Source organism: Flavobacterium sp. Sr18 (assembly GCF_011064265.1).
Classification (GTDB): domain Bacteria; phylum Bacteroidota; class Bacteroidia; order Flavobacteriales; family Flavobacteriaceae; genus Flavobacterium; species Flavobacterium petrolei.
In genome coordinates this window covers 1,355,378-1,380,657 of record NZ_CP049329.1, presented here as the reverse complement: position 1 = coordinate 1,380,657, position 25,280 = coordinate 1,355,378, and the positions used below count along the sequence as shown (strand labels likewise).

Sequence of the window (25,280 nt, the reverse complement as noted above, 5' to 3'; positions counted from 1 at the left end):
CTGTTATCGGGGCTATTCCACTACTTTTTCTTTTTCAAAATAGCGTGAAAAATAGTACAAATAGTGTATATTTGGAAACCAATAAATACTCTAAATTACCAAATGAAAAAATACGCCTTACTACTTTTAGTGTTATTTTTAACCAGTTGCCAAGTCACAGAAACCATTCATTTAAACCAAGATGGAACCGGAAAAATTGAAATTAATGAGTTGAGAGACGAGCATAGTTATATGCAATTAATGGGTGAAAACTACTCCAAAGAAGAAGTCTTTAGAGATACTACTTATGTTTTTCAGGATCTGATAACAAAACATTCCGAGACGTTTTCCAGATTGCCAGCATCAGAAAAAGCAATTTTTCAAAAATTTGGTACTGTAAAAGTACATATCAAGAAAAGTTCATTCGAGAAAGAATTTCGTACAACAATCACGCAAAATTTTACTAAAATAGAGCAAGTTGCTGATCTATATAAAACCGAAGAATATGCTGATGACATCGAAAATAATTATGCATTGGTTGCCGAAGAACATTATTATAGTGTGAACTATGCTTTTGACGGAAGTGTTTTTAAAAGGATAGTGAAAATTACTGATCCGATAGAATTAAAGAAACAGCAGGATAAAATTGAAGGATATAAAACGCAGGTTTCTAAATTCAAAATCACACAGCCTTTTGTTCTAAAATATCATTTCCCAAAGAAAATAAAGTCCGTATCAAATCCGAATGCAAAAATTAGTGAAGACAAGAAATCACTGGAAGTGCAATTTCTGATAGCGGATTGTTTAGTAAATCCGGAGAGTACGAATTTGGAAGTTATTTTAGAGTAATTCATTCGAAGTTTTTCTACTCATTAAGTTCTCTTAAAAACTTTGTACCTTTGCCGCTCTTAACCGTTGCATCTTTCAAGAATGAATAAAAATATCCAACTTCAAGATTTAGGAACTACAGATTACAAAGAGACTTGGGAATACCAAGAGGAATTGTTCAAAGGAATCGTTGACTTGAAAATTCGAAATCGCAGAGAAGAACTTGAATTAGAGACTCCAAATTACTTTCTTTTCGTGGAACATCCACACGTGTATACATTAGGTAAAAGCGGTGATTTAAGTAATTTACTGTTATCTGAAAAACAATTGGAAGCCAAAGGAGCAACTTTCTACAAAATCAATCGTGGGGGTGATATTACGTATCACGGGCCAGGACAAATCGTAGGTTATCCTATTATAGATTTGGAAAACTTCTTTACTGACATTCATAAATACTTGCGTTTTCTGGAAGAAGCCATTATTCTTACTCTTAATGAATATGGAATTGCTTGCGGCAGAAGCGAAGGTGAAACCGGAGTTTGGTTAGGCGCAGGAACTCCATTTGCAAGGAAAATTTGTGCCATGGGTGTTCGCGCCTCCCGTTGGGTAACCATGCACGGATTTGCTTTAAACGTAAATGCCGATTTAGGTTATTTTGACAATATCATTCCATGTGGGATTCGCGGTAAAGCGGTAACTTCCTTAAACGTCGAACTTGGCGTAGCAAAAGTTAATGAAGAAGAAGTCAAAGAAAAGATTCTGAAACATTTCAGCAATCTGTTCGAAGCGATTATTATTCGATAAATTTTTATTTGTGGGTTTTTTGATTTCCAATAATTTTATAAAAAAATTATTGGGATTAGAGTAAAACTATTCTTTTTGTTTTACTCTGTTTTTGGTCCGTTGTAATTTTTTTAATTCTTTTTTTTTAATTGAAATACAGCGCATCAGGTTATATTCTAGATTTTGAAAACAGCCAATTTTTCATCCTTTTCTATTCTTTTTCAGATTTTTTTGAAGCGGCAAACACTTAGAAAATTGAATCTAGAAAAAAGTCTTTTTTTAGGATTCATAAAACCTCTTTTTTGTATGTTTTTAATCAAAAAAAGATGGGTCGATATTTGGATTTTGCTAAAAAAAGTAAGAACCAAAAAACATGCAAAATATAATGTTAAATTAATAGAGCTAGAAGGCGATGTATAACCAGTAGCTGATTTTATTACGTTTTTTGGTTTTATTGCGAAAAATTTAATTTTGATATCTATAGGAATAATTTTAAAAAAAGGAATAATCATTCTTTTTTTAAGAGTTTGTCCTGATAATTTTTAACCGAATGTTAAATGTAATTTTTGGTTGGTGTTTGATATGGATAGTTTAAGCTTTTATTAAGAATTTTGCTGAATAACTAATTCAAATATTTCAATAATGAGGTTAAAATTTAAATGGATTTATGCGCTTTTAATGGCGTTGTCTCTTCAGTTTGCTTTTGCACAAGAGCGAACTGTTACAGGTGTAGTTTCAGATGCCATTGGATCAATTCCAGGGGTTAATATAGTTATCAAAGGGACAAACAAAAGTGTCCAGAGTGACTTAGATGGTAAATATGCCATAAAAGCTAATGCTGGGGATGTTTTAGTATTTTCGTTTGTAGGAATGCAGGACTTTTCGTCTGTAGTGGGAGCATCTTCAGTTGTTAATGTTAAAATGAAAGAAGAAGGCAAAGTTTTAGAAGAGGTTGTGATTATGGGTTATGTTTCTAAAGGGAAAAATCAAGTAACCGGTAGCGTGAAACAACTTTCAGGAGAGAGCTTAAGAGGAGTTCCTGTTGTGTCTGTTGATCAGGCTTTGCAAGGAAAAGTGGCTGGTTTGCAGATTTCACAATCTTCAGGAACACCAGGTTCAGTTCAAGATATCCGTATTAGAGGTGTGGGTTCCGTTTCGGCAAGTAATCAGCCTTTATATGTAATTGACGGAGTTCCGGTAATCAATTCTAACTTTTCAGGAAGTGATAATGTTTCTACTTTATCTCCTTTGGCTTCTATCAGTAGCAATGATATTGAGAGTATGACCGTATTGAAAGATGCTTCTGCTACATCAGCTTATGGAGCAAGAGGTTCAAATGGTGTAATTATCATTACTACTAAAAAAGGGAAATCAGGAAAAACGGCTTTTAATGTTAATACTTCTGTTGGTTTTCAAAATAATGCTGTAAAAGGACAAACACCTTTAACTGGCGCGGAAAGAAAAGAATTGTACTTAGATGCGGTTTATAATACTTACGGAGCTTCTAAAGGATTTACCAGAAATGGCGCCGAAGGATTTTTATTAGGCACCTCTGAAGGACTTTCTATCGATGAAAACTTTGCAGGATTGCAATATTGGAATGGTAAAGAAGGAAATTGGGCAGAAATTTTAAAAAATAAAGATGCCGTTTTGAGAACTTTTGATATCTCTGCAAGTGGAGGTGACGAAAAATCAACTTTTAACCTGTCTTTAGGTTACAATAAAACAGATGCTACCGTGATTGGGTCAGACTTTAAACGTCTTACTGCAAAAATTGGTATGACAAGAAAATTGACTGAGGATGTTAAATTTTCTACAAACAACACTTTTTCGGATTCAAAGCAATCTGGGGTTCTTGAAGGAGGAGGTTTTTTTGCTAATCCACATTTAGCGCGTTATTTCATGAATCCATGGGTTAACCCATATAATGAAGATGGTTCATTGAATATTGAAGATATAAAAAGTTATACTGGCTTGCCAAATACTTTATATGTTGTTGAAAATAATTTAATCGAAAACAATTTAGCTCGTATTCTCTCAAACAATACATTAGAGTGGAGAATTTCAGACCGTTTTAAATATAAATCTGTTTTTGGGATCGATTACAATCTTGCCAGTTACCACCAATACGATAATCCAATTCATGGAGATGGAGCTGATGTAAATGGTGATGCAAGTCAACAAGTTTCTCGTAACTTAAATTTAGTTGCTCAAAACTCGATTAATTACAATTATAGATATAAAGACCATAGTTTTGATGCTACCGCTTTATTTGAATACCAAAAAAACACCTATAATGAATTAGGTGCTTATGGTGAGAACATTGCTTCTGGAGGATTAACATATGTTGATAATGTTGTTTCAAACATAAGTGTTAATGGAAATTACCAAGATTGGTTAAATGTATCTTACTTAGGGTTATTGAATTATAATTATAAAAGTAAATATGTTGTAGACTTCACGTATAGAAAAGAAGGTTCTTCTCGTTTTGTGCAAATTCCAGTGATATTGACCACCCAATTCCAATTTAAAGTGAGCACCTGATTCCAATTCAAAATGACCACCTAATTCCGGAGCAAAATGACCACCCCATTTTTCATTAAAAACTACTCTTTTTCATCTGTTAATTAGTATTCAAATATACTTAAATATTAGCCTTTGTTTATCCCTCTTTTTTTTCTCATGGATTCTCCATGTAATTCGAGTCGATGAGATTGATGAATCAGTCTATCCAAAATGGCATCAGCTATGGTTTTTTCTCCAATGATGTCATACCAGCCTTGCACTGGGATTTGTGAGGTTACAATAATAGAACCGTTATTATGCCTGTCTTCAATGATCTCTAAAAGGGTAATTCGGTTACTGCTATCCAAAGCTTGGAGTCCAAAATCGTCTAATATAATAACATCTTGCCGTTCTATTTTGGCCAATTCTCTCAGGTAAGAACCATCTGCTTTGGCCATTTTTAATTTAGCAAACAGCTTCGAAGTATTAAAATAACTTACTTTAAAACCTTGGATACAGGCTTGATAACCCAATGCTGTGCCTAAATAACTTTTGCCTACACCAGTGCTTCCCGTTATTAAAATGTTTTCATTTTTTTCGACAAATTCACATTCTGCCAGACGCAGTATGGTATTTCGATCCAGATTACGGGTTTGGTCAAAATTGATACTTTCAATATTTGATTTGTAATGGAATCGGGCGTTGGTGATACTGCGGGCAATACGCCGATTGTGCCTTTCATCCCATTCGGCATCAATAAGCATCGATACAAACTGATCGAGCGTGTAATGGTCTGTTTTTCCGCTTTCAATGGCTGTTTTAAAAGCATTGTGCATGCCGTAAAGCTTCATTTGTTTCATTTTTGTTACTGTGGATTCATTCATGATTACTGTGTTTTAATTTAATTATAATACTGTTTTCCTCTTATGTTAGCGTGAATTGGAAGTTCCTGCTCAGGTTCTTGTTCAAATTCGATATGATCTAAGTTGTTTTCTAAAATATTTTGAATGGTCTTAAAATTGTAAATTTTAAAATCAAGTGCCCGCTTACAGGCATTTATTAATCGCTCTTTCCCTACCTTTTTCTCGAAGTTTAATATTCCCAAACAACTTTTATAAGCCTGTTCAGGATGGTTTCTACTTTCAATTATTTGCATAATATATTCTGCTACTGACTCGTCAATACTACTGGCCCAATCAATGAAGCGGGCAGCACTCCACTGAGCTACAAATTGATGCGTGCTAGCCATATGTTCCGGGATTGTGGTATAGATATAAGGTTTGTAATTCCTTGGATGGATGGCTATTCGATTGTATTTGTGATAGATCTCTACCGTTGATTTGGTATACAATAGTTTCGCTTTTTTCTTGACATATTGATACGGAACGCTATAGTAATTTTTGTCCTGACTTAATTGAACATGCCCATTTTGCATTACTGTTGCAAAGGATTGGTATTTGATTTCAAAACGTTCTTGTGGTAATGGACTTAGTTTTTGTTGCTCATCTTCTAAAAATAATTCTATCCGAGAGTACGGACGTCCTGTGAGTTTTCGACTGTTATGAGCATCCAATAAATCCCATATTTGCTGGTTTAATTCTTCCAGAGAAAAGAATTTAGTTTCTTTTAGATTTACATAAATCCTTCGATACAAGATCTTAACAGCTCCTTCAACCAATGATTTGTCTCGGGGTTTATAAGCCCTAGCAGGCAAGATTGTAGTTTGGTAATGTTCGGCTAAATCAGCTAAGGTTTCATTAATTGTGGGTTCAAAACGACTGCTTTTTATTACTGCAGATTTTAAATTATCGGGAACAATTGCCGCAGGAGTACCTTCAAAAAAACGCATAGCATTTTCTACCGAAGTAACAAAATCTTCTTTTTGTTGGCTCATGGAAGCTTCGGCATAGGTGTATTGACTGGCTCCTAATATGGCTACAAAAAATTGTACTTCTTTAATTTCTCCCGTGTCTTTATCAATGATGGAGAGTGTTTTTCCAGCATAATCCACATACATTTTATCACCCGCTTTGTGATTCATGTGCATCACTGGATTGACTCGTTTGCTCCATGTTTTATAATGATGTCCAAATTGCGAGCTTCGGTAACCATTAGGATTTAGGGCAATATATTGCTCCCACATGTGCTGTATGGTAACGCCAACTTTTTTTAGTTCGCGTTCCATTTTAGGAAAAAAATCATAAAGAATCTGCAGTTTGGGACTGATTGATTCCACGGTAGTGTGTGAAAACAAAAGTTCTAACTCAGCATCTGTTTTTTCGTTAATTACTTCAAAACTTAATCCTAGCACTTCAAATAAAGAAATATACTTCTTTACTGTATTTCTAGAAAGAGATAAGTACTTACTTATGAATAACTTACTTTTCCCGTTACAGTAGAATTTAATTGCTTTTCTAATTTTACTCATGTCTGTTATTTTGTTTGCCATAATCCGTATTTTTTTAACGAATGTATGGTGCTAACAACATGAAAAAGTTAGTAGTTTTTAATGTCCAATTTTAGCCCAAAATCAGGTGGTCAATTTGGACTGGAAAATGGTGGTCAGTTTGCTCCGAAACTGGTGGTCAATTTGAACTGGAATAGGGTGGTCAATTTGACTGGTTTTTCCACGTTTTGCACCAACAAGACGTTTTGGAGATTTCTGGTCTGTAGGTTCTGCTTGGAATGCACATAAAGAAGAATTTATGCAAAATTCTATTTTCAATGAATTGAAAGTAAGAGGTTCTGTAGGGACTTCAGGGAATAATGAAATTGATTTGAATCAATATCAAGCGTTACTTGCTTACGATACAAATTATGCAGGTAACCCAACAATATATCCCTCTACTTATGGGAATTTAGATTTGCAATGGGAGAAAAATAGAATGATTGATTTAGGAGTAGATTTTGGAATTTTAAATAATCGCATCTCTGGAAGTATTGGAGTTTATAATAAAAGAACGTTTGATTTATTGCAAGATGTGCCATTATCAAGAACTACTGGTTTTAATTCCTTATCTGCTAACGTAGGTGAGATTGTGAATAAAGGAATTGAAGCTGACTTAACTTTTGCTGCGTTCCAAACTAAAAACTTCAACTGGACTATTTCAGCAAATTATGCTTTGAATCATAATGAAGTAACGAAGTTGGCTAAAGACGCATCAGGAACTGATATTAACATTGCTACCGGGACAAAAATCACTAAAGTAGGTGAAGCTGTAGGAACTTGGAATATGAGAAAATGGGCAGGAGTTAACCCAGACAACGGATTACCTTTGTGGTTCGTAAATGGTGTTGATGGTGCAGTAACTAGCGTTTATAATGAAGCTAAAGTTGCTATTCAGGGAAAATCATTACCAACTTATTCAGGTGGTGTGAGTACCCATTTGGATTACAAGGGATTATTTTTTGATGCTAGTGTTTATTTTGCTGGTGGTAATAAGGTTTTTGAAGACTGGGCCGGTTATACACAAAGTACAGGCCAAAGAACTATTGTTTTTTACAATGGAGTAAATACTTTGTTAGACAGATGGCAAAATCCAGGAGATATTACTGATGTCCCTAAGATGGACTTGACTTCCACCGGTAATAATTCTGCTTCATCTTCAACTCGTTTCTTATATGATGGAGATTATATCAGAATTAAGGATTTAGTAATAGGTTATTCTTTTGATAAAGAATTGGTACAAAGAATGAGTTTGGATGGTTTGACTTTGTCTCTTAGAGGATCAAACTTATTCACTTTTGTAAAAGATAGCCGTCTAAAATATGATCCAGAAGTAAGAGCAGATGGTTTTACACGTTTAACTACACCTCCAGTTAAGTCAGTAACATTTGCCGTTAATTTTAAATTTTAAACAATGAAAACAATAATAAAAAGCCTAATGGCGCTGTCATTACTATTTACGGTAATTTCATGTGACGATAAAGATTTAGATCCAACATTAAGTGTCAATAAAGATATTACAACTATAAAATCAGTTAATGATTTGAACTTAGTTGTTTCTGGTGCTTATGATAGAATGACTAATAGTTTTTATTATGGTCGTGATATATTAATTTTTGGTGATGTTCGTTCAGATAATGCTTATTCTAATGGAAATTCAGGACGTTTTGTGACTGCAGGTTCAATGGATATGGTAGATTCTGATGCGTACCCTAGAGATACTTTTACACAAATTTATAAGGTAATTGGTAGCTGTAATATTGTAATTAATTCTTCTATAGCAGGTGCTAATGCTACTGAAACAAGCCAAATTAGTTATTATAAAGGTCAGGCGCTTACATTGAGAGCTTTAGCCCATTATGATTTACTTCGTCTTTTTGGTCAACAAAATGTTGATGGAGGAGGACTTACTGCTAAAGGGATTGCTTATGTTAGAGAATTTCAAAGTTCTAATTTGAGCCCTTCAAGAAATACTGTAGGTGAAGTTAAAGATTTTATTTATGCTGATCTAGATCAAGCATTATCTTTAATGAATGCTGATTTAGATGGTTCTAAAGAAACGATAACAACGCCAGCTGTAAATGCTATAAAAGCAAGAGTTGCATTGTATTTTGAAGATTGGACTATTGCTAAAAAGGCATCTAGTGATGCGATGAATACTGCTGCTGCAAACGGATCCCGTATCGCTCAAGCAAATGAGTTTGTAAATAGCTATACTATGCCAACTCCTGTTAATTCAATTTTTGAATTGGCATTTAGAGATAACGATAATCAATCTATTGATGGTTTGTATAATATTTATGCAGAAACAAATTATGGAGATGTAGCAGTTTTACAAAATTTTAAAAATCAATTTAGTCCTTCTGATGTAAGAGGTAGTGCGGCAATGTTAGCTGTTGATTCAAAAAACAAATTAAGAAATGTAGGGAAGTTTATTTCAAACTCTTCTAATGTTCCTTTAATACGTTTTGAAGAAATGGTTTTGGTAAATGCTGAAGCTTCTTTTATGTTGAATAGCGCTGATCCATCTGTTTTAGTTTCTTTGAATTCAATTGCAGGTAATAGAGGAGCTAATTTATATATTGCAGTTACCAGAAATGACATACTTACTGAGCGTCGTAAAGAGTTAGCTTTTGAAGGATTTAGATTTGATGACTTAGCAAGAACTAAAAAAGATATGCCTATTGTGGATGCGTTAAGACAAACGTATGATGATAAAGGAGCTATCGTTTTTGGAAGCTACAGATATGCATTTCCAATTCCTTTGGTAGAAACAAATGCTAATGCAAATGCTACGCAAAATAAAGGGTACTAAGTCTAATTAATTAGTGCAATTTATAAAAAAGAGGATACTGAAAAGTATCCTCTTTTTTTATTCATTAAAGCGAATCAAAATCCAATTTTGTTTGCTCTGGCAACAATCGAAATGTCATTCTGTGGTATTTCGTAATCCCGTGTTTTCGGATTGCTTCTCGGTGTTCTTTGGTGGGATACCCTTTGTTTTGTTTCCAATTATACATGGGGAATTCCTCATGAATGCGGTTCATATATTCATCACGATATGTTTTTGCCAAAACCGACGCAGCTGCAATACTCATAAATTTAGAATCACCTTTTACAATACTTGTATTTGGAATCGAATTAAGGATTTCAATTTCAGCATCGGTAAATATCTTTCCTCCTCGATTTTTAATTCCGCCTTTAGGAATGAACGGACTATTTCCGTCTACTATAATATGAAGCGGTCTCGGATCCAGTTTTAGGATACTTTCTTGCATTGCTTTTATAGAGGCATTCAGAATATTTATTTCGTCAATAACTAAAGGTTCCAAGTGGGTTACTGCAAATGAAATGCATTCTTGCTCTATAATAGGTCTTAGTTTTTCTCTCGCTTTTTCAGATAGTTGCTTACTGTCATTCAGTAATTCATTTTGAAAATTTTCAGGTAATAGGACAGCGGCAGCAGTAACAGGTCCAGCCAAACAACCACGACCGGCTTCATCCGCTCCTGTTTCTAAATATGGTGTTAAAAAGAAGGGGCTTAACATTAAATTAATTTTGACAAAAATATAGCTTTATAGAGCATTATTAACGCATGATAAATAGTAAATATCAAAAAAAAATGAGTTTATCTATTAATTTAAGTAGAAACTTTAACAAATGTTAACTTCTTTGTTTGTAAAATAAATTTGTTTCTTTAAGAAATTATTATGATTTTTGTCAAATAACTAATTCAATAAATTAATATGAGATCAAAGTACAAATGGATTATCACGCTTTTTTTAGCGTTATCAATGCAGTTATCGTTTGCTCAAGAGAAAACGGTATCTGGTGTAGTATCTGATGCAGCTGGTTCTATACCAGGAGCTAATGTTGTTGTTAAAGGTACGAATAGAAGTTCGTATACTGATTTTGATGGTAAATATTCCATTAAAGCTAATGTCGGTGAAGTTTTAGTATTCTCTTTTGTAGGTATGAAAGAAATAACTGCTACTGTAGGAGCTTCTGCAACGGTTAATATTAGAATGGAGCAGGATAGTAATACCTTGGAAGAAGTGGTAGTTGTTGGTTATGGAACTCAAAAGAAAAAGAATCTTACTGGTTCAATTTCTCAAATTAAAGGAGAGTCTATAGCAAATTTAGCAACTCCTAGTTTTGAATCTCAATTGGCTGGTAGAGCTGCGGGAGTTCAAATTACTTCTAATTCAGGTGTGTTAGGACAAGCTCCTAGAATCAGAATTAGAGGAATAGGTTCTATTTCTTCTGGAAGTTATCCTTTGGTTGTTGTTGATGGGGTGCCGATTTTTACTGGAGATGTAGGAGGGTATGCTAATACAAATGCTTTAGGGGATATTAATCCAGCTGATATTGAGTCAACAGAGATTTTAAAAGATGGTTCTGCAACCGCTATTTATGGTTCTAGAGCAGCAAACGGGGTAATCTTAATTACAACTAAAAAAGGAAAAGGCGGTAAGTTTAGAGTGAATTATAACACGTACACTGGAGTTGCCTCACCAATTGATTTTTTAGACTTGTTAGGGACTAATGATTTTGTTACAATTCAAAACGAAAAAAGATCAAACAGAGCTGCGTCACCATGGGCTGCTGGAACTAAATTTAATACAGATTGGCAAAAAGCGGTGCTGCGTTCTAATGCTTTTCAAACGGATCATAATTTATCTCTCTCTGGTTCAACGGATAAAACAAACTATTATTTTTCTGTTGGATACAATGAGCAAGAAGGTATTGCAAAATCAAATGACCAAACTAGATATAATATAAGAGCTAATGTAGACCAAAAAGTGAAAAGCTGGTTAAACATTGGTGTAAATGCTGCTTTGTCAAGAACACAGAATAATGGATTGAATATTGGTCAAGGTTCATTATCAGGTTTGATGTTTAATGCTATGCGTCAATTGCCTAATACTGCTATATACGATGCAACAAATCCAACGGGTTATAACATTGCTGGTGGAAGTGTTGGTCAAGGGGAAAACTTATCAGTTATTGGTAATAATTTACCGAACATTGTCTATGTTTTAGATAATAATATTTACAGATCAAAAGTGGATAGATCTTTAGTGAGTCTGTTTGCTGATTTTAAAATTTTACCTAGTTTAAATTTTAAAACTCAAGGAAGTGTAGATGCAATTGGTACAGAAGGTTTTCAATATTTAAATCCAATTAATGGCGATGGTGCTGGTGTAGCAGGATTAGTTAGAAATAACTTTTCAAACTTAACACGTTGGAATGTTCAAAATATTTTGTCATATAACAAAACCTTTGGTGATGCTCATAATATTGGAGCTACTGCAATTTATGAAGCACAAAAACAAAGAGTGAATTCTTTCTTCGGAGGAGGTAATGGTTTGTCTGATACTTTTTTCAATCAAGGTTTGATTTCAGGTTCTTATGCTACACAAGTATCTGGTGGTTCGATTTCTGAAAACGGAATCATTTCTTACGCAGGAAGATTAACATATAACTATAAAGAAAAATATTTTCTTCAAGGATCTATACGTAAAGATGGTCTTTCATCATTGCCTTCTGCAAACAAATGGGGTACTTTCCCGGGAGTTTCTGGAGGTTGGAGCGTAAACAAAGAGTCTTTTATGGCACCTTTAGAAAATGTTATTTCTGAATTTAAATTAAGAGCTTCTTATGCTGAAGTTGGTAATACTGATATTGGTAATTATCCGTATTTAGGATTGTACAATAATTCTAAATATGCAGAGTACAATGGTATTGGATATTCTCAGGCTGGTAATAACCAATTAAAATGGGAAACCTCTGAAAAAATTGATTACGGTGTAGATTTAGCTTTTTTTAATAATCGTTTGAAATTTACGTATGATTATTTTATCAACAATCAAGATGGATTGATTTTAGCTGTGCCTCAGCCATTATCATTAGGTGTTCCAAATAATTCAATATCACAAAATATTGGTTCATTAAAAAATTCTGGTCATGAAATATCTGTTGAAGCATCAGCTGTTAAAACTGAAAACTTTGAATGGACTTTGAATGCTAATTTATCTTTGGTTAAAAGTAAAGTGAACACTTTAGTTAATGGACAGGATATTAATTATGTAGATGCAGATAACTTTAATACTGGAAACAATATATTAAGAGAGGGTGAGTCTCCTTATGCATTATATGGTTTTAAATATTGGGGAGTGAATCCATCTAATGGTAACCCAGTTTATTACAAAGCGGATGGTTCATTAGTTCAAGGAAATATAGATACTCAGGCATACAGAGTTTTTGATCCAAGTAATCCTACAGACGTTTCAGTTGCTTCTTCTTTGAGTACATCTGATAAAAGTATTTTAGGAAATGTGCTTCCTACTTATTTTGGAGCTTTTAATTCTAACATGAGATACAAAGATTTTGATTTAGGCTTTATGTTCCGTTTTAGTGGAGGTAATAAGATTCACAATTCAACAAGACGTGATGCATTGACTATGAATTTCAATAACAACAGTACAGAAATATTAGGAAGATGGCAAAGTGCTGCTAATCCTGGTGATGGCTGGACTCCAAGATTGAGAGATGATAGAGAAACTTTTATCAATTTGAATCAAGCATCAACTCGTTTTGTTGAAGATGGTGACTATATTAAATTGGACAACGTAACTTTAGGTTATAATTTACCGAGAACAGTTTTAGAAAAAATTGGAGTAGATAAATTTAGACTTTTTGTGCAAGGTCAAAATCTATTAATTATAACAGACTATAAAGGTTTAGATCCTGAAATGGAAATTACTGGTATTGATTTAAATGGTACTCCAAGATCTAGAATATTTACTCTTGGTCTTAATGTAGGTTTCTAATTTTAAAACGAAAAAAATGAAAAATAAAAATAAATTTTTATCCTTATGGAGCGCTAAAATTGCGGTTCCGTTAATGATGGTCTCACTTTTATTTACTTCATGTAGTGAAGAAAGTACCATAGAATTAAGTCCTTTTAATAGTATTTCAGAAAATGTTGCATTTGAGACTCCTGCTTTAATTGATCTTTCAGTAACAGGTATGTATAATGGTGCTCAATTGGGTAACTTTAATGGTGCAGGAGCAAGAGGATATGTTTTTGGAGCGGCTTATGTTCAACAAGGAGATAATAGAGGAGAAGATGTAGTTAACTTAGCAGCATTTTATCAATTAACTTACACAGGTACTTACGATCCTACTACAGCGAATAACGTTTATTATTGGGCTGATGCTTATCGCTTGATTAATAGAACAAATATTGTTATTGAAGGTGTTACAAAAGCAGCTGCAAGCGGAATAATTTCTCAGGAATTAGCTAATGATTATATTGGTCAAGCAAAATTTTTTAGAGCGATTGCGCACAATGAATTGCTAATTTTTTATGCAAGACCTTTCCAAGATAATAATGGGGCTAGTTTAGGTGTTCCTTACAGAGAGATTCCTTATAATACTCCTGCAAATATTGAACTTGGTTTGGCTCAAGGTAGAAATACTGTTGCTGAGTGTTATACTAAAATTCTTAAAGATTTAGATGACGCTGAGACGTTGCTTTTTTCAAAAAGTGCTAGAGCTGGTGCTGCAAAAATTGAAAGAATTACCAAGGAGGCTGCTATAGCTTACAAAACAAGAGTTCATTTGCACATGCGTAACTGGGATGGTGTAATTACAGAAGGTAAAAAATTGGATGGTTTGTATTCAATGACGGCTAATCCTGATACTCCTTTCGCTAGTAACAGTTCAAATACAGAATCTATTTTCTCTATTGCAAATGGTGCTACTAATAATCCTGGTGCAAATGGTGCTTTGGCTAATATGTATCATCCTCCAATTCCTGCTGCCTCTAATGGTCGTGGTTTAGTAGCTATTAGTCCAATTATTTGGAGAGATCCAAGTTGGTTGGCAGATGATAAAAGAAGAGCTGAAGGTACTATGGTTATAACTGGTATTGGAAGTTACTATCCTAATTCTAAATTCACCAAAAAATATAAAGACGGTGTAAACAAAACTGATGCTGCACCAATTATTAGATATGCCGAGGTAGCATTAAATATGGCTGAAGCTTATGCTAGAACTAGCGATGTGACGAATGGTTTGGCAAGATTGAATTCAGTAAGAAACAGGTCTTTGGCTAATCCAACAACGCAAGCTTTTACTGCACTTAGTTTTACTTCAAATGTTCAGTTACTTGGAGCTATTTTAAAAGAAAGAAGAATAGAATTTCTTATGGAAGGTCGCCGTTGGGCAGATATCCATAGATTACAAAAAGATCCATTATTTCCAATTGATGGAGTTCCTGCAAAAGCTGCTAACGGAGGATTTTCAAGTGCTCCAACTGCTTTAACTGCATATGCATTAGGTACTCCGTACTCAGGAGCTTTGGGTGTAAATGCAATTCCTTACGATAACTTTAAGTTTTTGTGGCCAATACCGCAATTAGAATTGGATTCTAATCCAACGTTAAGAGCACAACAAAACCCTGGTTATTAAATTGTCTATCCCTGAAAAAGCGATACAAGATTAATAATAAATAACAGTATATTTTTAAAACAGTAGTGAACTTATGTTTGCTACTGTTTTTTTTTAGATTCTCATTTTAATTTGATTTTTTTAATTTCATATTTGTACTTCTTTTTTTATTCATAACTCTTAATGATATACCTTTGTTCGATTATAAGATTTAAAATAATTGCTTAATTATATATCCCAACAAATGAGAATTATCTTTCTTTTCTTTTTTTTGCTAATACCAGTAGCTTTTTTTGCTCAAACAAAAAATGACAGAATTATAGAAAAAAACAAACCCCTTAGAATTTCTGATTCTATCGAAAATATAAAAATAGCAACCATCGATCTCTACAAGGTAATCACCATAGAAAACGACACTACTTACATCGATACTTCGCTTACGATTCAAAAAGAATACAGCCACAACTATTTGCGAAAAGATATTTTTGGACTTTTGCCTTTTGCAAATGATGGACAAACTTATAATACGCTGCAATATAGTTTAACGGATTTTTCACAATATCCTGAGTTTGGTTTTAAAGCAAAACATTTTAATTTTTTAGAAGCGAATCAGATAAGATATTATTCTGTTGCGACACCTGTTACCGAACTGTATTTTAAAACTACTGTCAGAAAAGGGCAGTCTGTCGATGCTTTTATTACATTAAATACTTCTGAAAATCTTAATTTTTCGATAGCTTACAAAGGATTGCGGTCAGAGGGTGAGTATATCAATCAATTGTCTAGTACCGGTAATTTTAGATTCACCACAAATTACAACACTAAAAATAAACGCTATTTTGCTAAAGCACATTACACTTTTCAAGATATTTTGAATGAGGAAAACGGTGGAATCACAACTATTGAAGATTTTGAAAGCGAGGATCCTAACTATAATAACCGACAACGATTTGAAGTGTATTTTAATGATGCCAAATCCTTTCTAAAAGGGAAAAGAATTTTTCTGGATCACAATTTTAGAATTAATCCTAAAAAGGGCGATAATAATTTGTACTTGACGCATCAATTTAATTACGAGAATAAGTTTTTTGAATACAATCAGGCAACAGTCCCATCAACAGTTGGTTCGGAGACAGTTTTCCGTTTTGGAGAATCTTATTTGGATAGTGGTATAAATGATCAAACTCGTTATAATAAAATGTATAACAAAGTAGGATTGATATATGAGAATACTACTTTGGGTACTTTTCATTTTTTTATAGATGATTTCAGATCAAACTATTATTACAATCAAATCCTTATTTTTGATGACCGTACCATACCGAGTTCTTTCAGTCAGGAAATCAATAGCGCTGGTGGGCAGTATGAATATCGACGCAATAAATGGAATGGTAAATTTTTATACTCCAGATCGGTAACGGCACAATCGCTGTCTAATTTAGATGCTAAATTACAATACGAACTGAATGATGAAATCCAACTTGCATTTCAGTACCAAAATATAAATAAACTGCCAAATAATAATTATAATTTGCACCAAAGCAGTTTTGTACAATACAATTGGTCAAATGATTTTAAAAACGAAAAAATCAATACAATCAAAGCAAATGCCATTTCCCCTTGGGTTAATGCCGAGGTACAATTTTCAGTTTTAAAGGATCATTTGTATTTTAATAACATTTCAAATTCAGAGCAAATCCTTGCCAAAACCCAAATTGTGGCTCCATCACAATACGATGGAACTATAAATTATTTATCGATTAAAATCAGCAGAGAGTTAAAATTTGGAAATTTTGCTTTGGACAATACAATTTTATATCAAAAAACGGAACAAGACGAAGCTATTTTGAATGTTCCTGAAATTGTCACCCGAAATACTTTTTATTATTCCAATTATTTGTTTAAAAAAGCGCTATTCCTACAAACAGGGATTTCACTGAATTATTTTTCCAAGTATTATGCTAATGACTATAATCCTGTAATAGGAGAGTTTTTTGTTCAAAATGATAAACAAATTGGGAATCATCCAAACCTAGATTTTTTCATCAATGCAAAAGTGCAGCGAACAAGGATTTATTTCAAGGTGGAACATTTTAATTCGGCTCTTATGGGGAATAATTTTTATGCGTCACCCAATAATCCATCGCGTGATTTTACGATTCGATTTGGTTTGATTTGGAACTTCTTCAATTAATTTCTTCTTAGAATTATAGGGTACCAATTATGTTTTCCTGGGCGTTTTATCGTGCTATCCGCTTTATCTTTCCTTGCTTAAGGGAGGCAAAGAAAGGATATCGCTTTTATCACGAACGCAAAATCCCGTAAACAAGAATATTTTATAACAAAATACTATCTTTGCAGCACTATTTACAACAAATTACAATCTTAAAATAAAACTATAATGCGCTACGCAGATAATATATTAGGCACAATAGGTAATACACCTTTAGTAAAACTTAATAAAGTAACTTCCGAAGTAGAGGCTTTAGTTCTTGCAAAAGTCGAAACGTTCAATCCCGGGAATTCCGTTAAAGACAGAATGGCCGTAAAAATGATTGCAGATGCTGAGGCTGATGGACGATTAAAGCCAGGCGGAACAATCATTGAAGGGACTTCGGGAAATACCGGAATGGGATTGGCATTAGTAGCCATCATAAAAGGGTACAAACTGATTTGTGTGATTTCAGACAAACAGTCTAAAGAAAAAATGGATATTCTTCGTGCGGTTGGAGCAAAAGTTGTAGTTTGCCCCACGGATGTAGAACCAACTGATCCACGTTCCTATTATTCGGTTTCTAAACGTTTAGCAACGGAAACGCCTAATTCTTGGTATGTAAATCAATACGATAACCCTTCAAATGCAATAGCGCATTACGAGCAAACGGGTCCTGAAATTTGGGAACAAACGGAAGGTAAGATTACTCATTTTGTAGTAGGAGTAGGGACTGGAGGGACAATCTCAGGAGTAGCAAAATACCTGAAAGAGAAAAATCCAAATATTAAAATATGGGGAATTGACACCTATGGTTCTGTGTTTAAAAAATACCACGAAACGGGGATTTTTGACGAAAATGAAATCTATTCCTATATCACCGAAGGAATTGGAGAAGATATTTTGCCAAAAAATGTTGATTTCTCTCTAATTGACGGTTTTACAAAAGTGACGGACAAAGATGCTGCGGTCTATACGCGTAAAATTGCACTTGAAGAAGGAATATTTGTTGGGAATTCAGCTGGAGCAGCAATTAAAGGATTGTTGCAACTTAAAGAACATTTTAAACCCGAAGACGTTGTTGTGGTGCTTTTTCATGATTCAGGAAGTCGCTATGTAGGTAAAATGTTTAATGATGATTGGATGCGCGAACGTGGTTTTCTGGAAGAAGAAATCACAAAAGCGGAGGATGTTATCAAAGACCATATCGATAAACCATTAATTGTGGTTCGTACCGAAGAGTTAGTTTCGCATGCCATAGAAAGAATGCGTAAATACAAAATTTCTCAAATTCCGGTGATTGATATTACAGGATTTGTGGGTTCTGTTGATGAAAGTGATTTGTTTCAAAGTTACGTAGCTGATAAAGATGTATCTGACAAACCGATTAAAGAGGTGATGGGGAAACCTTTTCCAATTGTGAAACACGGAACACCTATTGAAGAAGTTTCTAAATTATTCACTAAAGAAAATGAAGCTGTTCTAGTGGAATTAGAAAATGGAAGTCATCATATTATTACTAAATATGATATTATTGGTTCAATAAAATAATCTTAAAAGTACAAGTTATTTCCTAACTATACTCCTGCAAGATTCGAAAAAGCTTGCAGGTTTTTTGGTTTAATTAGTTTGTTGTTGTAAAAATTTTGGAGACTAAAATTTGCAACAAGAAATAAAAAGAAAGTTAGCGAATGCTTTGAACTTTTGTAATTGATAGTACTTTTGTAAATCTATTATCTAAACCGTTAACCTTTAATCCTGAATCAAATTGACCTTTACTGCTATAGATTTTGAAACCGCAATTGGATATCATCCCTGTTCTGTAGGTATCGTAACCGTAGAAAACGGAATAATTGTCGACGAGTTTGTTGCCTTGATTAAACCGCCAAATAATTTATACTCTCCTTTTACCATTCAAGTGCATGGGATATATCCTTGCGATACGGTGAATGCTAAATCATTTGCTCAAGTGTATCCTGAAATTCAAAAAAGACTCAAAAATAGAGTAGTAGTGGCGCACAATGAAAGTTTTGACAGGAATGTTTTGGCAAAATCAATGGCGCTTTATAATTTAGATTACGCTGATTTGAATATCGCTTCTTGATGGGAATGTACCGTTAAAATCTACAAAGCTAAAGGATTGAAGCCAACCAAATTGAGTGATTGTTGCCGAGAAATGAATATTTCATTGAATCATCACGAAGCTTTATCGGATGCTCGGGCTTGCGCCAAATTGTACCTGATGAAATAAAAACATTTATATTTTCCAATTTCGCTACTCTCTTTAGTGAAATTTCTGATTTTTTTTATTTTAGATAATTTGTTATTTCTTTTTTTATTACATTAGTATTCAATCTAATATGGTCAATATGAAAGAAGATTTCCTTCATTATCTCTGGAAATTTAAGAAATTTGATACCTTAAATTTGAAAACCTGCAATGGGGAGGAAATTACAATTATTAATGCTGGACAATATTTAGAACTTGCCGGACCTGATTTTTTTAATGCCCAAATAACTATTGATAAGCAAAAATGGGCTGGAAATGTAGAAATTCATCTTAAATCTTCAGATTGGTACGTGCATCATCACGAAAGAGATGAAGCCTACGAAAACGTGATTCTTCATGTGGTATGGGAACACGACACAGAAATTTTTAGAAAAAATGACACAGAGATTCCTGTTTTGGAACTTAGAAAACATGTTGATTCTTTAACACTATCTAATTATCAATCTTTAGTTTCTCCTAAATCTTGGATTTTCTGCGAAAAACAAATTCAAGAAATTGATGCATTTGTATTCAAAAATTGGCAAGAACCTTTGTTTTTTGAACGTTTGGAAAGAAAATCAAAACCGATATTTGATTTATTGGAACAAACCAATCAGGATTGGGAAGCGGTGTTATTTTGTCTTTTGGCGAAGAATTTTGGATTAAATATGAATGGTGAGATCTTTTTGAAAATCGCACAAAATATTCCTTTTTCAATTGTGAGAAAAGAAAGTTTCGAGGTCGAGAATCTGGAAGCTTTGATTTTTGGAACCGCTGGATTATTGGATTTTAATAAAGAAGACAATTATTTTAAAGATTTAAAATTCAGGTATTTCTATTTATTGCATAAATACCAACTAGAAAAAATTTGTACGGAACCAGTTCAATTTTTCAAGCATCGTCCGGATAATTTCCCAACGATTCGGCTTTCCCAGTTGGCCAACTTATACCATAATCAGCAGAATTTATTCTCAAAAATAAGTGCCATAAATTCTTTGAAAAGCTGTTATGATTTGTTTCAGGTTTCAGTTTCTGAATATTGGCTTAATCATTATCAATTTGATAAAGAAAGCCCAAATAAAAGGAAATCGCTTGCTAAATCTTTCATTGATTTGATTGTTATAAATACCATAATTCCGTTACAATTTGCTTTTGCAAAAAGTCAGGGAAAAGAAATTTCTGAGGATTTGATTCAACTCTTAAATGAAGTTACACCAGAAAAAAATGCTATTATTGATAAGTTTAATTCTTTCGGAATTGTTTCAAAAAGTGCGTTTGAGACGCAATCATTGCTTCAACTCAAGAATGAATATTGTAACAAAAGTAAATGTTTGGAGTGTAGCGTAGGAATAGAATTACTGAAAAAACAATTAGTGGTTTAGCAAAGGCATCAACTGGATAATTTTGTAATTTTGCACATAACTAATAATTTTTTAAAATGTCAGTAATCATAAAGCTCAAGTTTTTTTTTGAGAAACACGGTTTTCATGTTTCCTCGCGTTTGGCGGATACTTTGGGAATGCGTGCCAGTAGTGTCCGACTTTTTTTTATTTATTTATCGTTTGTTACTGCTGGATTGTGGTTTGCCGTTTATTTAACGCTTGCATTCTGGATTCGATTAAAGGATTTGATTCGGGCAAAACGTACATCTGTTTTTGATTTGTAAAAATCTTTAAATAGAAAAAGGGATTATAAAGCAGTTGAAATGCTTTATAATCCCTTTTTTGATTATGATATGAATCTATTTATCTGGATTGTTCAATTTACTATTTTTCCTTCCATAGATAAAATAGATAGCTACTCCTAATGCCATCCAGATGATTAACCTAGCCCAACTTTCATTAGGTAACGAATACATTAATGCCAAACAGATTAATATTCCTGCAATGGGAACATAAGGAACGAATGGCGTTTTGAATGATCTTGGTGCATCGGGCATTTTTTTACGCATTACCAATACTCCAATACATACTAATACAAACGCTAATAATGTTCCGATACTTACCATATGTCCTAAATCACTTACGGGTACGAAACCTGCAAAAAGACTCACGAATACCATGAAGAAAAGATTTGTTTTCCATGGTGTTCTGAATTTTGAGTGAATGTCACTAAAGAATGAAGGCAATAAACCATCTTTACTCATGGTGTAAAAAACACGACTTTGTCCCATTAACATCACCAACATTACAGAAGTATATCCCGCTAAAATAGCCACGATTAAACCAGTTTGTAAAAAAGTATAACCAGTTCTTGCAAATGCTGTTGCTGCTGGTTTAGCATCTCCTGCAAATTCATTATAAGGTACAAGTCCAGTCATTACATGCGCAAATAAGACATATAATATTGTACAGATTACTAATGATCCTAAAATACCAATTGGCATTCCTTTTTGTGGGTTTTTTGCTTCTTGTGCAGCTGTAGAAACAGCGTCAAAACCAATGAAGGCAAAGAAAACAGTTCCAGCACCAGCGGCAATTCCTGACCATCCAAACTCTCCAAAAACACCTGTGTTTTCAGGGATATACGGAGTGTAATTTGCAGTGTCAATAAAGCTCCAGCCTAAAACGATAAACATGATAACTACGATTACTTTTACTACAACTAAAATGTTGTTTATTGAAGCAGATTCTTTTGTTCCTCTTATTAATAATAGTGATAACATAGAAACAATAAAAATGGCAGGAAGATTTATCATACCACCTTCTATAATAGTTCCATCGCTTAGTTTTAATGTTTCCCAAGGAGAACATATTAAATCATGGGGGAGATGTATGCCGTATTTGTTTAATAATTCAAGTAAATAACGAGACCAACTCACTCCAACTGTTGCGGCTCCTAGTGCATATTCAAGGACTAAATCCCATCCGATGATCCAAGCCATAAATTCTCCCATTGTGGCATAGGAGTATGTGTAAGCACTACCTGCTACTGGTATCATGGATGCAAACTCAGCATAGCAAAGCCCTGCAAAAGCACATCCTACAGCGGCTAAAATAAATGAAAGTGTAACTGCCGGACCAGCATGTTCTGCAGCAGCAATACCCGTTAACGAGAATAATCCTGCTCCAATAATTGCTCCAACTCCAAGTGCTACTAATGAACGTGAAGACAAAGTCCTTTTTAATCCTTTTTCAGATTCTGATGCTTCATTTAGCAATACCGAAAGTGGTTTAGTTTTCCAAATTGACATGGGTTATATGGTTTTGTTTGTTATTAAGCTCCAAATGTATTGTTTTTTATAAAAAATAAAAACAATAATTGAATTTTAAGTTGTAAAAAATGATGCATTGCCCTTTTTAATATTGATTTCGTATAAAAAGGGTCTATTGAAAATGTTAATTTTCATTTGAAATATTTTTATTTTCAAAGTTATTTTATCTTAATTTTATTTCTAATTTTAGACTCATTATTTCAACGTGAAAATCCATCAATACAATATGAGTTTCAAAACGATTCAAAGTTATTTTAAATTCACTAAGGAACAACGCACAGGTATTTTCTTTTTGTTTCTAGTTATTGTCGTAATGCAACTCGTATGTTTTTTTGTTGATTTTAGCGCTGTGAGTAAAGAATATCCTGAGAAACAAAAATGGCTTTCTCTCCAGTCTGAAATGGATTCTCTTATAATGGATGCTAAAAATAGCAAACCGAAAATATATCTTTTCAACCCTAATTTTATAACGGATTATAAAGGGTATAAGCTTGGAATGTCTGTTCAGGAAATTGATCGTTTGCTGGCTTTTAGAAAAGAGAACAAGTATGTAAATTCGCCTAAGGAATTTCAAAATGTGACCAAAGTCTCAGATTCCTTGCTACATGTCATGGCTCCTTATTTTAAATTTCCGGATTGGGTAAATAATAAAAAATACAATACTAAATTTAAAGAATATACATCGTATCAAAATCAGGCTTTCGCCAAAAAAGAAAAAATTGTTCTTATTGATATAAATCAGGCTACGAAAGAGGATTTAGTAAAAATATATGGGATTGGCGATGCTATTTCTATCCGGATTTTAAAACAAAAAGAACTTTTGGGAGGATTTGTTTCCATGGAGCAAATGAAAGAGGTTTGGGGATTATCTCCCGAAGTAATCGAAAATTTGAATACTCATTTCAAAGTTTCAATTGTTCCTGACTTTAAGAAAATTGATATTAATAACGCGTCTTTAAAGGAACTTGCTCAATTTTATTATTTCAGATACTCCTTGGCTAAAGAAATAGTTACCTATAGAAGTATGAAAGGAAATATAAAGAATATTGAGGATTTAACAAAAATTAAGGGATTTCCTGTTGATAAAGCAAATTTAATTGGCTTATATTTGGACTTTAATTAGAAGTGTCAAATTTTTGACTATTGACAGCAATATTATAATGCATTTTAAAATAGATGCATTACTTTTCTATTCACTAATTATTTTAACCGTAAAAAAAAGAAATCTGAGGCATAGCTGTATCATAATGTTTCAATTAATACTATTTGTTAAAAAAATATATAATATATGAATTCAAATTATTTCACTGAAGAACATCAGGCGTTTAGAGAAAGTTTAAAAGATTTTTTGCAGAAAGAAGTTGTTCCGCATATTGAAAAGTGGGAAAAAACAGGTACGATAGAACGTTTTATTTGGGAGAAATTTGGCGAGATGGGTTACTTCGGAATTGCATATCCTGAGGCTTATGGCGGTCTAGATCTAGATTTATTTTATACTGTTATTTTTCTAGAAGAATTACAAAAAATTAAGTCATCAGGTTTTGCTGCTGCAATGTGGGCTCATGGGTATTTAGCGATGACCCATTTGAATGCTGAGGGTGACGAAAGAATAAAACAAGACTACTTAGTGCCAAGTATCGCTGGAAAGAAAATAGGTGCTTTATGTATTTCAGAGCCTTTTGGGGGTAGTGATGTTGCGGGGATGCGCACTAACGCCGTTAAAAAAGGAGACAAATATATTATTAATGGTTCTAAAACATTTATTACAAACGGTGTTTATGCAGACTATTATATTGTTGCAGCAAAGACTAATCCTGAACTCGGTAACAAAGGGATTAGCATTTTTTTAATGGATACTGGTTTAAAGGGTATATCTGCCGTTAAGCTAGATAAATTAGGTTGGAGAGCATCGGATACAGCCGAAATTGCATTTGATAACGTAGAGATTCCAGCAGAAAACTTAATGGGTGAAGAGGGGAAAGGGTTTCCTTATATCATGCAACATTTTGCTTTAGAGCGTTTAATAATGGCAATAAACGCACATGCTAGAGCTGAATATGCGATAGATTATACCATAGATTACATGTCGCATAGAGAAGCGTTCGGGAAAAAAATCAGCAAGTTTCAAGCACTTAGACATACGTTAGTTGAGCATGCAACAGAGGTAGAACATTGTAAGGTGTTTAACTATGCCGCTGTTGCTCGTTTAGATAAAGGGGAATACGTTGTTAAGGAGGCAACCATGGCTAAGCTGAAATCCACAAAAGTTGCAGATGATGCTATTTACAGCTGTTTGCAAATGTTAGGGGGTTATGGTTATATGGAGGAGTATCCATTAGCACGTTTGTTTAGAGATAGTCGTTTAGGGCCAATAGGCGGAGGAACTTCAGAAATTCTTAAAGAGATTTTAGGAAAAATGATTATCGACAATCAAAATTATGAGCCAGCTGTGAAATAATAGCTCGCCGATAATCAATTCAGATAGAGGATAGTGAATGTTGAATAATTTCTAAATTATTTCTCTTCGGAGAGGAATTACTGAAATTAAAAAAATAGCGATTTATAGAAATTTGTTGAAAGCGCAAGTG

General features: G+C 33.5%; 17 protein-coding genes and 1 pseudogene. 14 read left to right on the top strand and 4 right to left on the bottom strand.

The annotated features are described in order from the left end of the window. The first annotated feature begins 102 nt into the window (after positions 1–102). The 3 genes from G7A72_RS06110 to G7A72_RS06100 all read left to right on the top strand — a co-directional run bounded on the left by G7A72_RS06110 (position 103) and on the right by G7A72_RS06100 (position 4,134). On the top strand, positions 103–828 hold the full coding sequence (locus G7A72_RS06110; RefSeq protein ID WP_165151827.1) for a hypothetical protein: 726 nt from the start codon (positions 103–105) through the stop codon (positions 826–828). Positions 829–909: 81 nt separating this feature from the next. Beyond that, positions 910–1,611: a lipoyl(octanoyl) transferase LipB gene (gene lipB / locus G7A72_RS06105; RefSeq protein WP_165151826.1), complete on the top strand. Its 702-nt coding sequence runs from the start codon at positions 910–912 to the stop codon at positions 1,609–1,611. A gap of 621 nt (positions 1,612–2,232) precedes the next feature. Next, complete coding sequence (locus G7A72_RS06100) at positions 2,233–4,134, top strand: SusC/RagA family TonB-linked outer membrane protein (RefSeq protein WP_165151825.1); 1,902 nt, start codon at positions 2,233–2,235, stop codon at positions 4,132–4,134. A gap of 107 nt (positions 4,135–4,241) precedes the next feature. On the opposite strand, the gene istB is transcribed toward G7A72_RS06100, so the two are convergent. Both istB and istA read right to left on the bottom strand, forming a co-directional pair. Then, complete coding sequence (istB, locus tag G7A72_RS06095) at positions 4,242–4,979, bottom strand: IS21-like element helper ATPase IstB (RefSeq protein ID WP_113667236.1); 738 nt, start codon at positions 4,977–4,979, stop codon at positions 4,242–4,244. Positions 4,980–4,996: 17 nt separating this feature from the next. Continuing rightward, positions 4,997–6,544, bottom strand: coding sequence for an IS21 family transposase (gene istA / locus G7A72_RS06090; RefSeq protein ID WP_165151421.1), 1,548 nt, complete (start codon positions 6,542–6,544; stop codon positions 4,997–4,999). Positions 6,545–6,800: 256 nt separating this feature from the next. On the opposite strand from istA, the gene G7A72_RS06085 reads away from it, so the two are divergent. Both G7A72_RS06085 and G7A72_RS06080 read left to right on the top strand, forming a co-directional pair. Continuing rightward, on the top strand, positions 6,801–7,952 hold the full coding sequence (locus G7A72_RS06085) for a TonB-dependent receptor (RefSeq protein WP_241258583.1): 1,152 nt from the start codon (positions 6,801–6,803) through the stop codon (positions 7,950–7,952). A 3-nt stretch (positions 7,953–7,955) separates the two neighbouring features. After that, on the top strand, positions 7,956–9,356 hold the full coding sequence (locus tag G7A72_RS06080; protein WP_165151824.1) for a RagB/SusD family nutrient uptake outer membrane protein: 1,401 nt from the start codon (positions 7,956–7,958) through the stop codon (positions 9,354–9,356). Between the two features lie 64 nt (positions 9,357–9,420). Here G7A72_RS06080 and G7A72_RS06075 read toward each other — a convergent pair whose 3' ends face one another. Further along, positions 9,421–10,089 carry a ribonuclease HII gene (locus G7A72_RS06075; protein ID WP_165151823.1) on the bottom strand — a complete coding sequence of 223 codons (669 nt, stop codon included), beginning with the start codon at positions 10,087–10,089 and terminating at the stop codon, positions 9,421–9,423. Between the two features lie 198 nt (positions 10,090–10,287). Here G7A72_RS06075 and G7A72_RS06070 point away from each other — a divergent pair, with 198 nt between their 5' ends. From G7A72_RS06070 to G7A72_RS06040, 7 genes and pseudogenes are all read left to right on the top strand, one after another. Further along, a complete protein-coding gene (locus G7A72_RS06070) occupies positions 10,288–13,374 on the top strand; it encodes a TonB-dependent receptor (RefSeq protein WP_165151822.1) in 3,087 nt (1,028 codons plus the stop codon). A 16-nt stretch (positions 13,375–13,390) separates the two neighbouring features. Next, positions 13,391–15,019 (top strand): RagB/SusD family nutrient uptake outer membrane protein, encoded by a 1,629-nt coding sequence (locus G7A72_RS06065; protein WP_165151821.1) that lies wholly within the window; start codon positions 13,391–13,393, stop codon positions 15,017–15,019. 223 nt (positions 15,020–15,242) lie between these two features. Beyond that, entirely contained in the window at positions 15,243–17,192 is a 1,950-nt protein-coding gene (locus G7A72_RS06060; RefSeq protein WP_165151820.1) for a putative porin, read from the top strand. 207 nt (positions 17,193–17,399) lie between these two features. Then, the gene (locus G7A72_RS06055) at positions 17,400–18,761 is read left to right on the top strand and encodes a pyridoxal-phosphate dependent enzyme (protein WP_165151819.1); all 1,362 of its coding nucleotides are present in this window, start codon (positions 17,400–17,402) and stop codon (positions 18,759–18,761) included. 217 nt (positions 18,762–18,978) lie between these two features. Continuing rightward, a pseudogene (locus G7A72_RS06050) lies at positions 18,979–19,461 on the top strand (3'-5' exonuclease). Positions 19,462–19,579: 118 nt separating this feature from the next. Next, a complete protein-coding gene (locus G7A72_RS06045) occupies positions 19,580–20,860 on the top strand; it encodes a DUF2851 family protein (protein WP_165151818.1) in 1,281 nt (426 codons plus the stop codon). A 56-nt stretch (positions 20,861–20,916) separates the two neighbouring features. Then, a complete protein-coding gene (locus G7A72_RS06040; protein WP_113665250.1) occupies positions 20,917–21,144 on the top strand; it encodes a PspC domain-containing protein in 228 nt (75 codons plus the stop codon). A gap of 75 nt (positions 21,145–21,219) precedes the next feature. Here G7A72_RS06040 and G7A72_RS06035 read toward each other — a convergent pair whose 3' ends face one another. Further along, the gene (locus tag G7A72_RS06035; protein WP_113665251.1) at positions 21,220–22,671 is read right to left on the bottom strand and encodes an amino acid permease; all 1,452 of its coding nucleotides are present in this window, start codon (positions 22,669–22,671) and stop codon (positions 21,220–21,222) included. A 247-nt stretch (positions 22,672–22,918) separates the two neighbouring features. Here G7A72_RS06035 and G7A72_RS06030 point away from each other — a divergent pair, with 247 nt between their 5' ends. Both G7A72_RS06030 and G7A72_RS06025 read left to right on the top strand, forming a co-directional pair. Then, positions 22,919–23,815: a helix-hairpin-helix domain-containing protein gene (locus G7A72_RS06030; RefSeq protein ID WP_165151817.1), complete on the top strand. Its 897-nt coding sequence runs from the start codon at positions 22,919–22,921 to the stop codon at positions 23,813–23,815. A gap of 165 nt (positions 23,816–23,980) precedes the next feature. Beyond that, positions 23,981–25,150 carry an acyl-CoA dehydrogenase family protein gene (locus tag G7A72_RS06025; protein ID WP_113665253.1) on the top strand — a complete coding sequence of 390 codons (1,170 nt, stop codon included), beginning with the start codon at positions 23,981–23,983 and terminating at the stop codon, positions 25,148–25,150. The last annotated feature ends 130 nt before the right edge of the window (positions 25,151–25,280 follow it).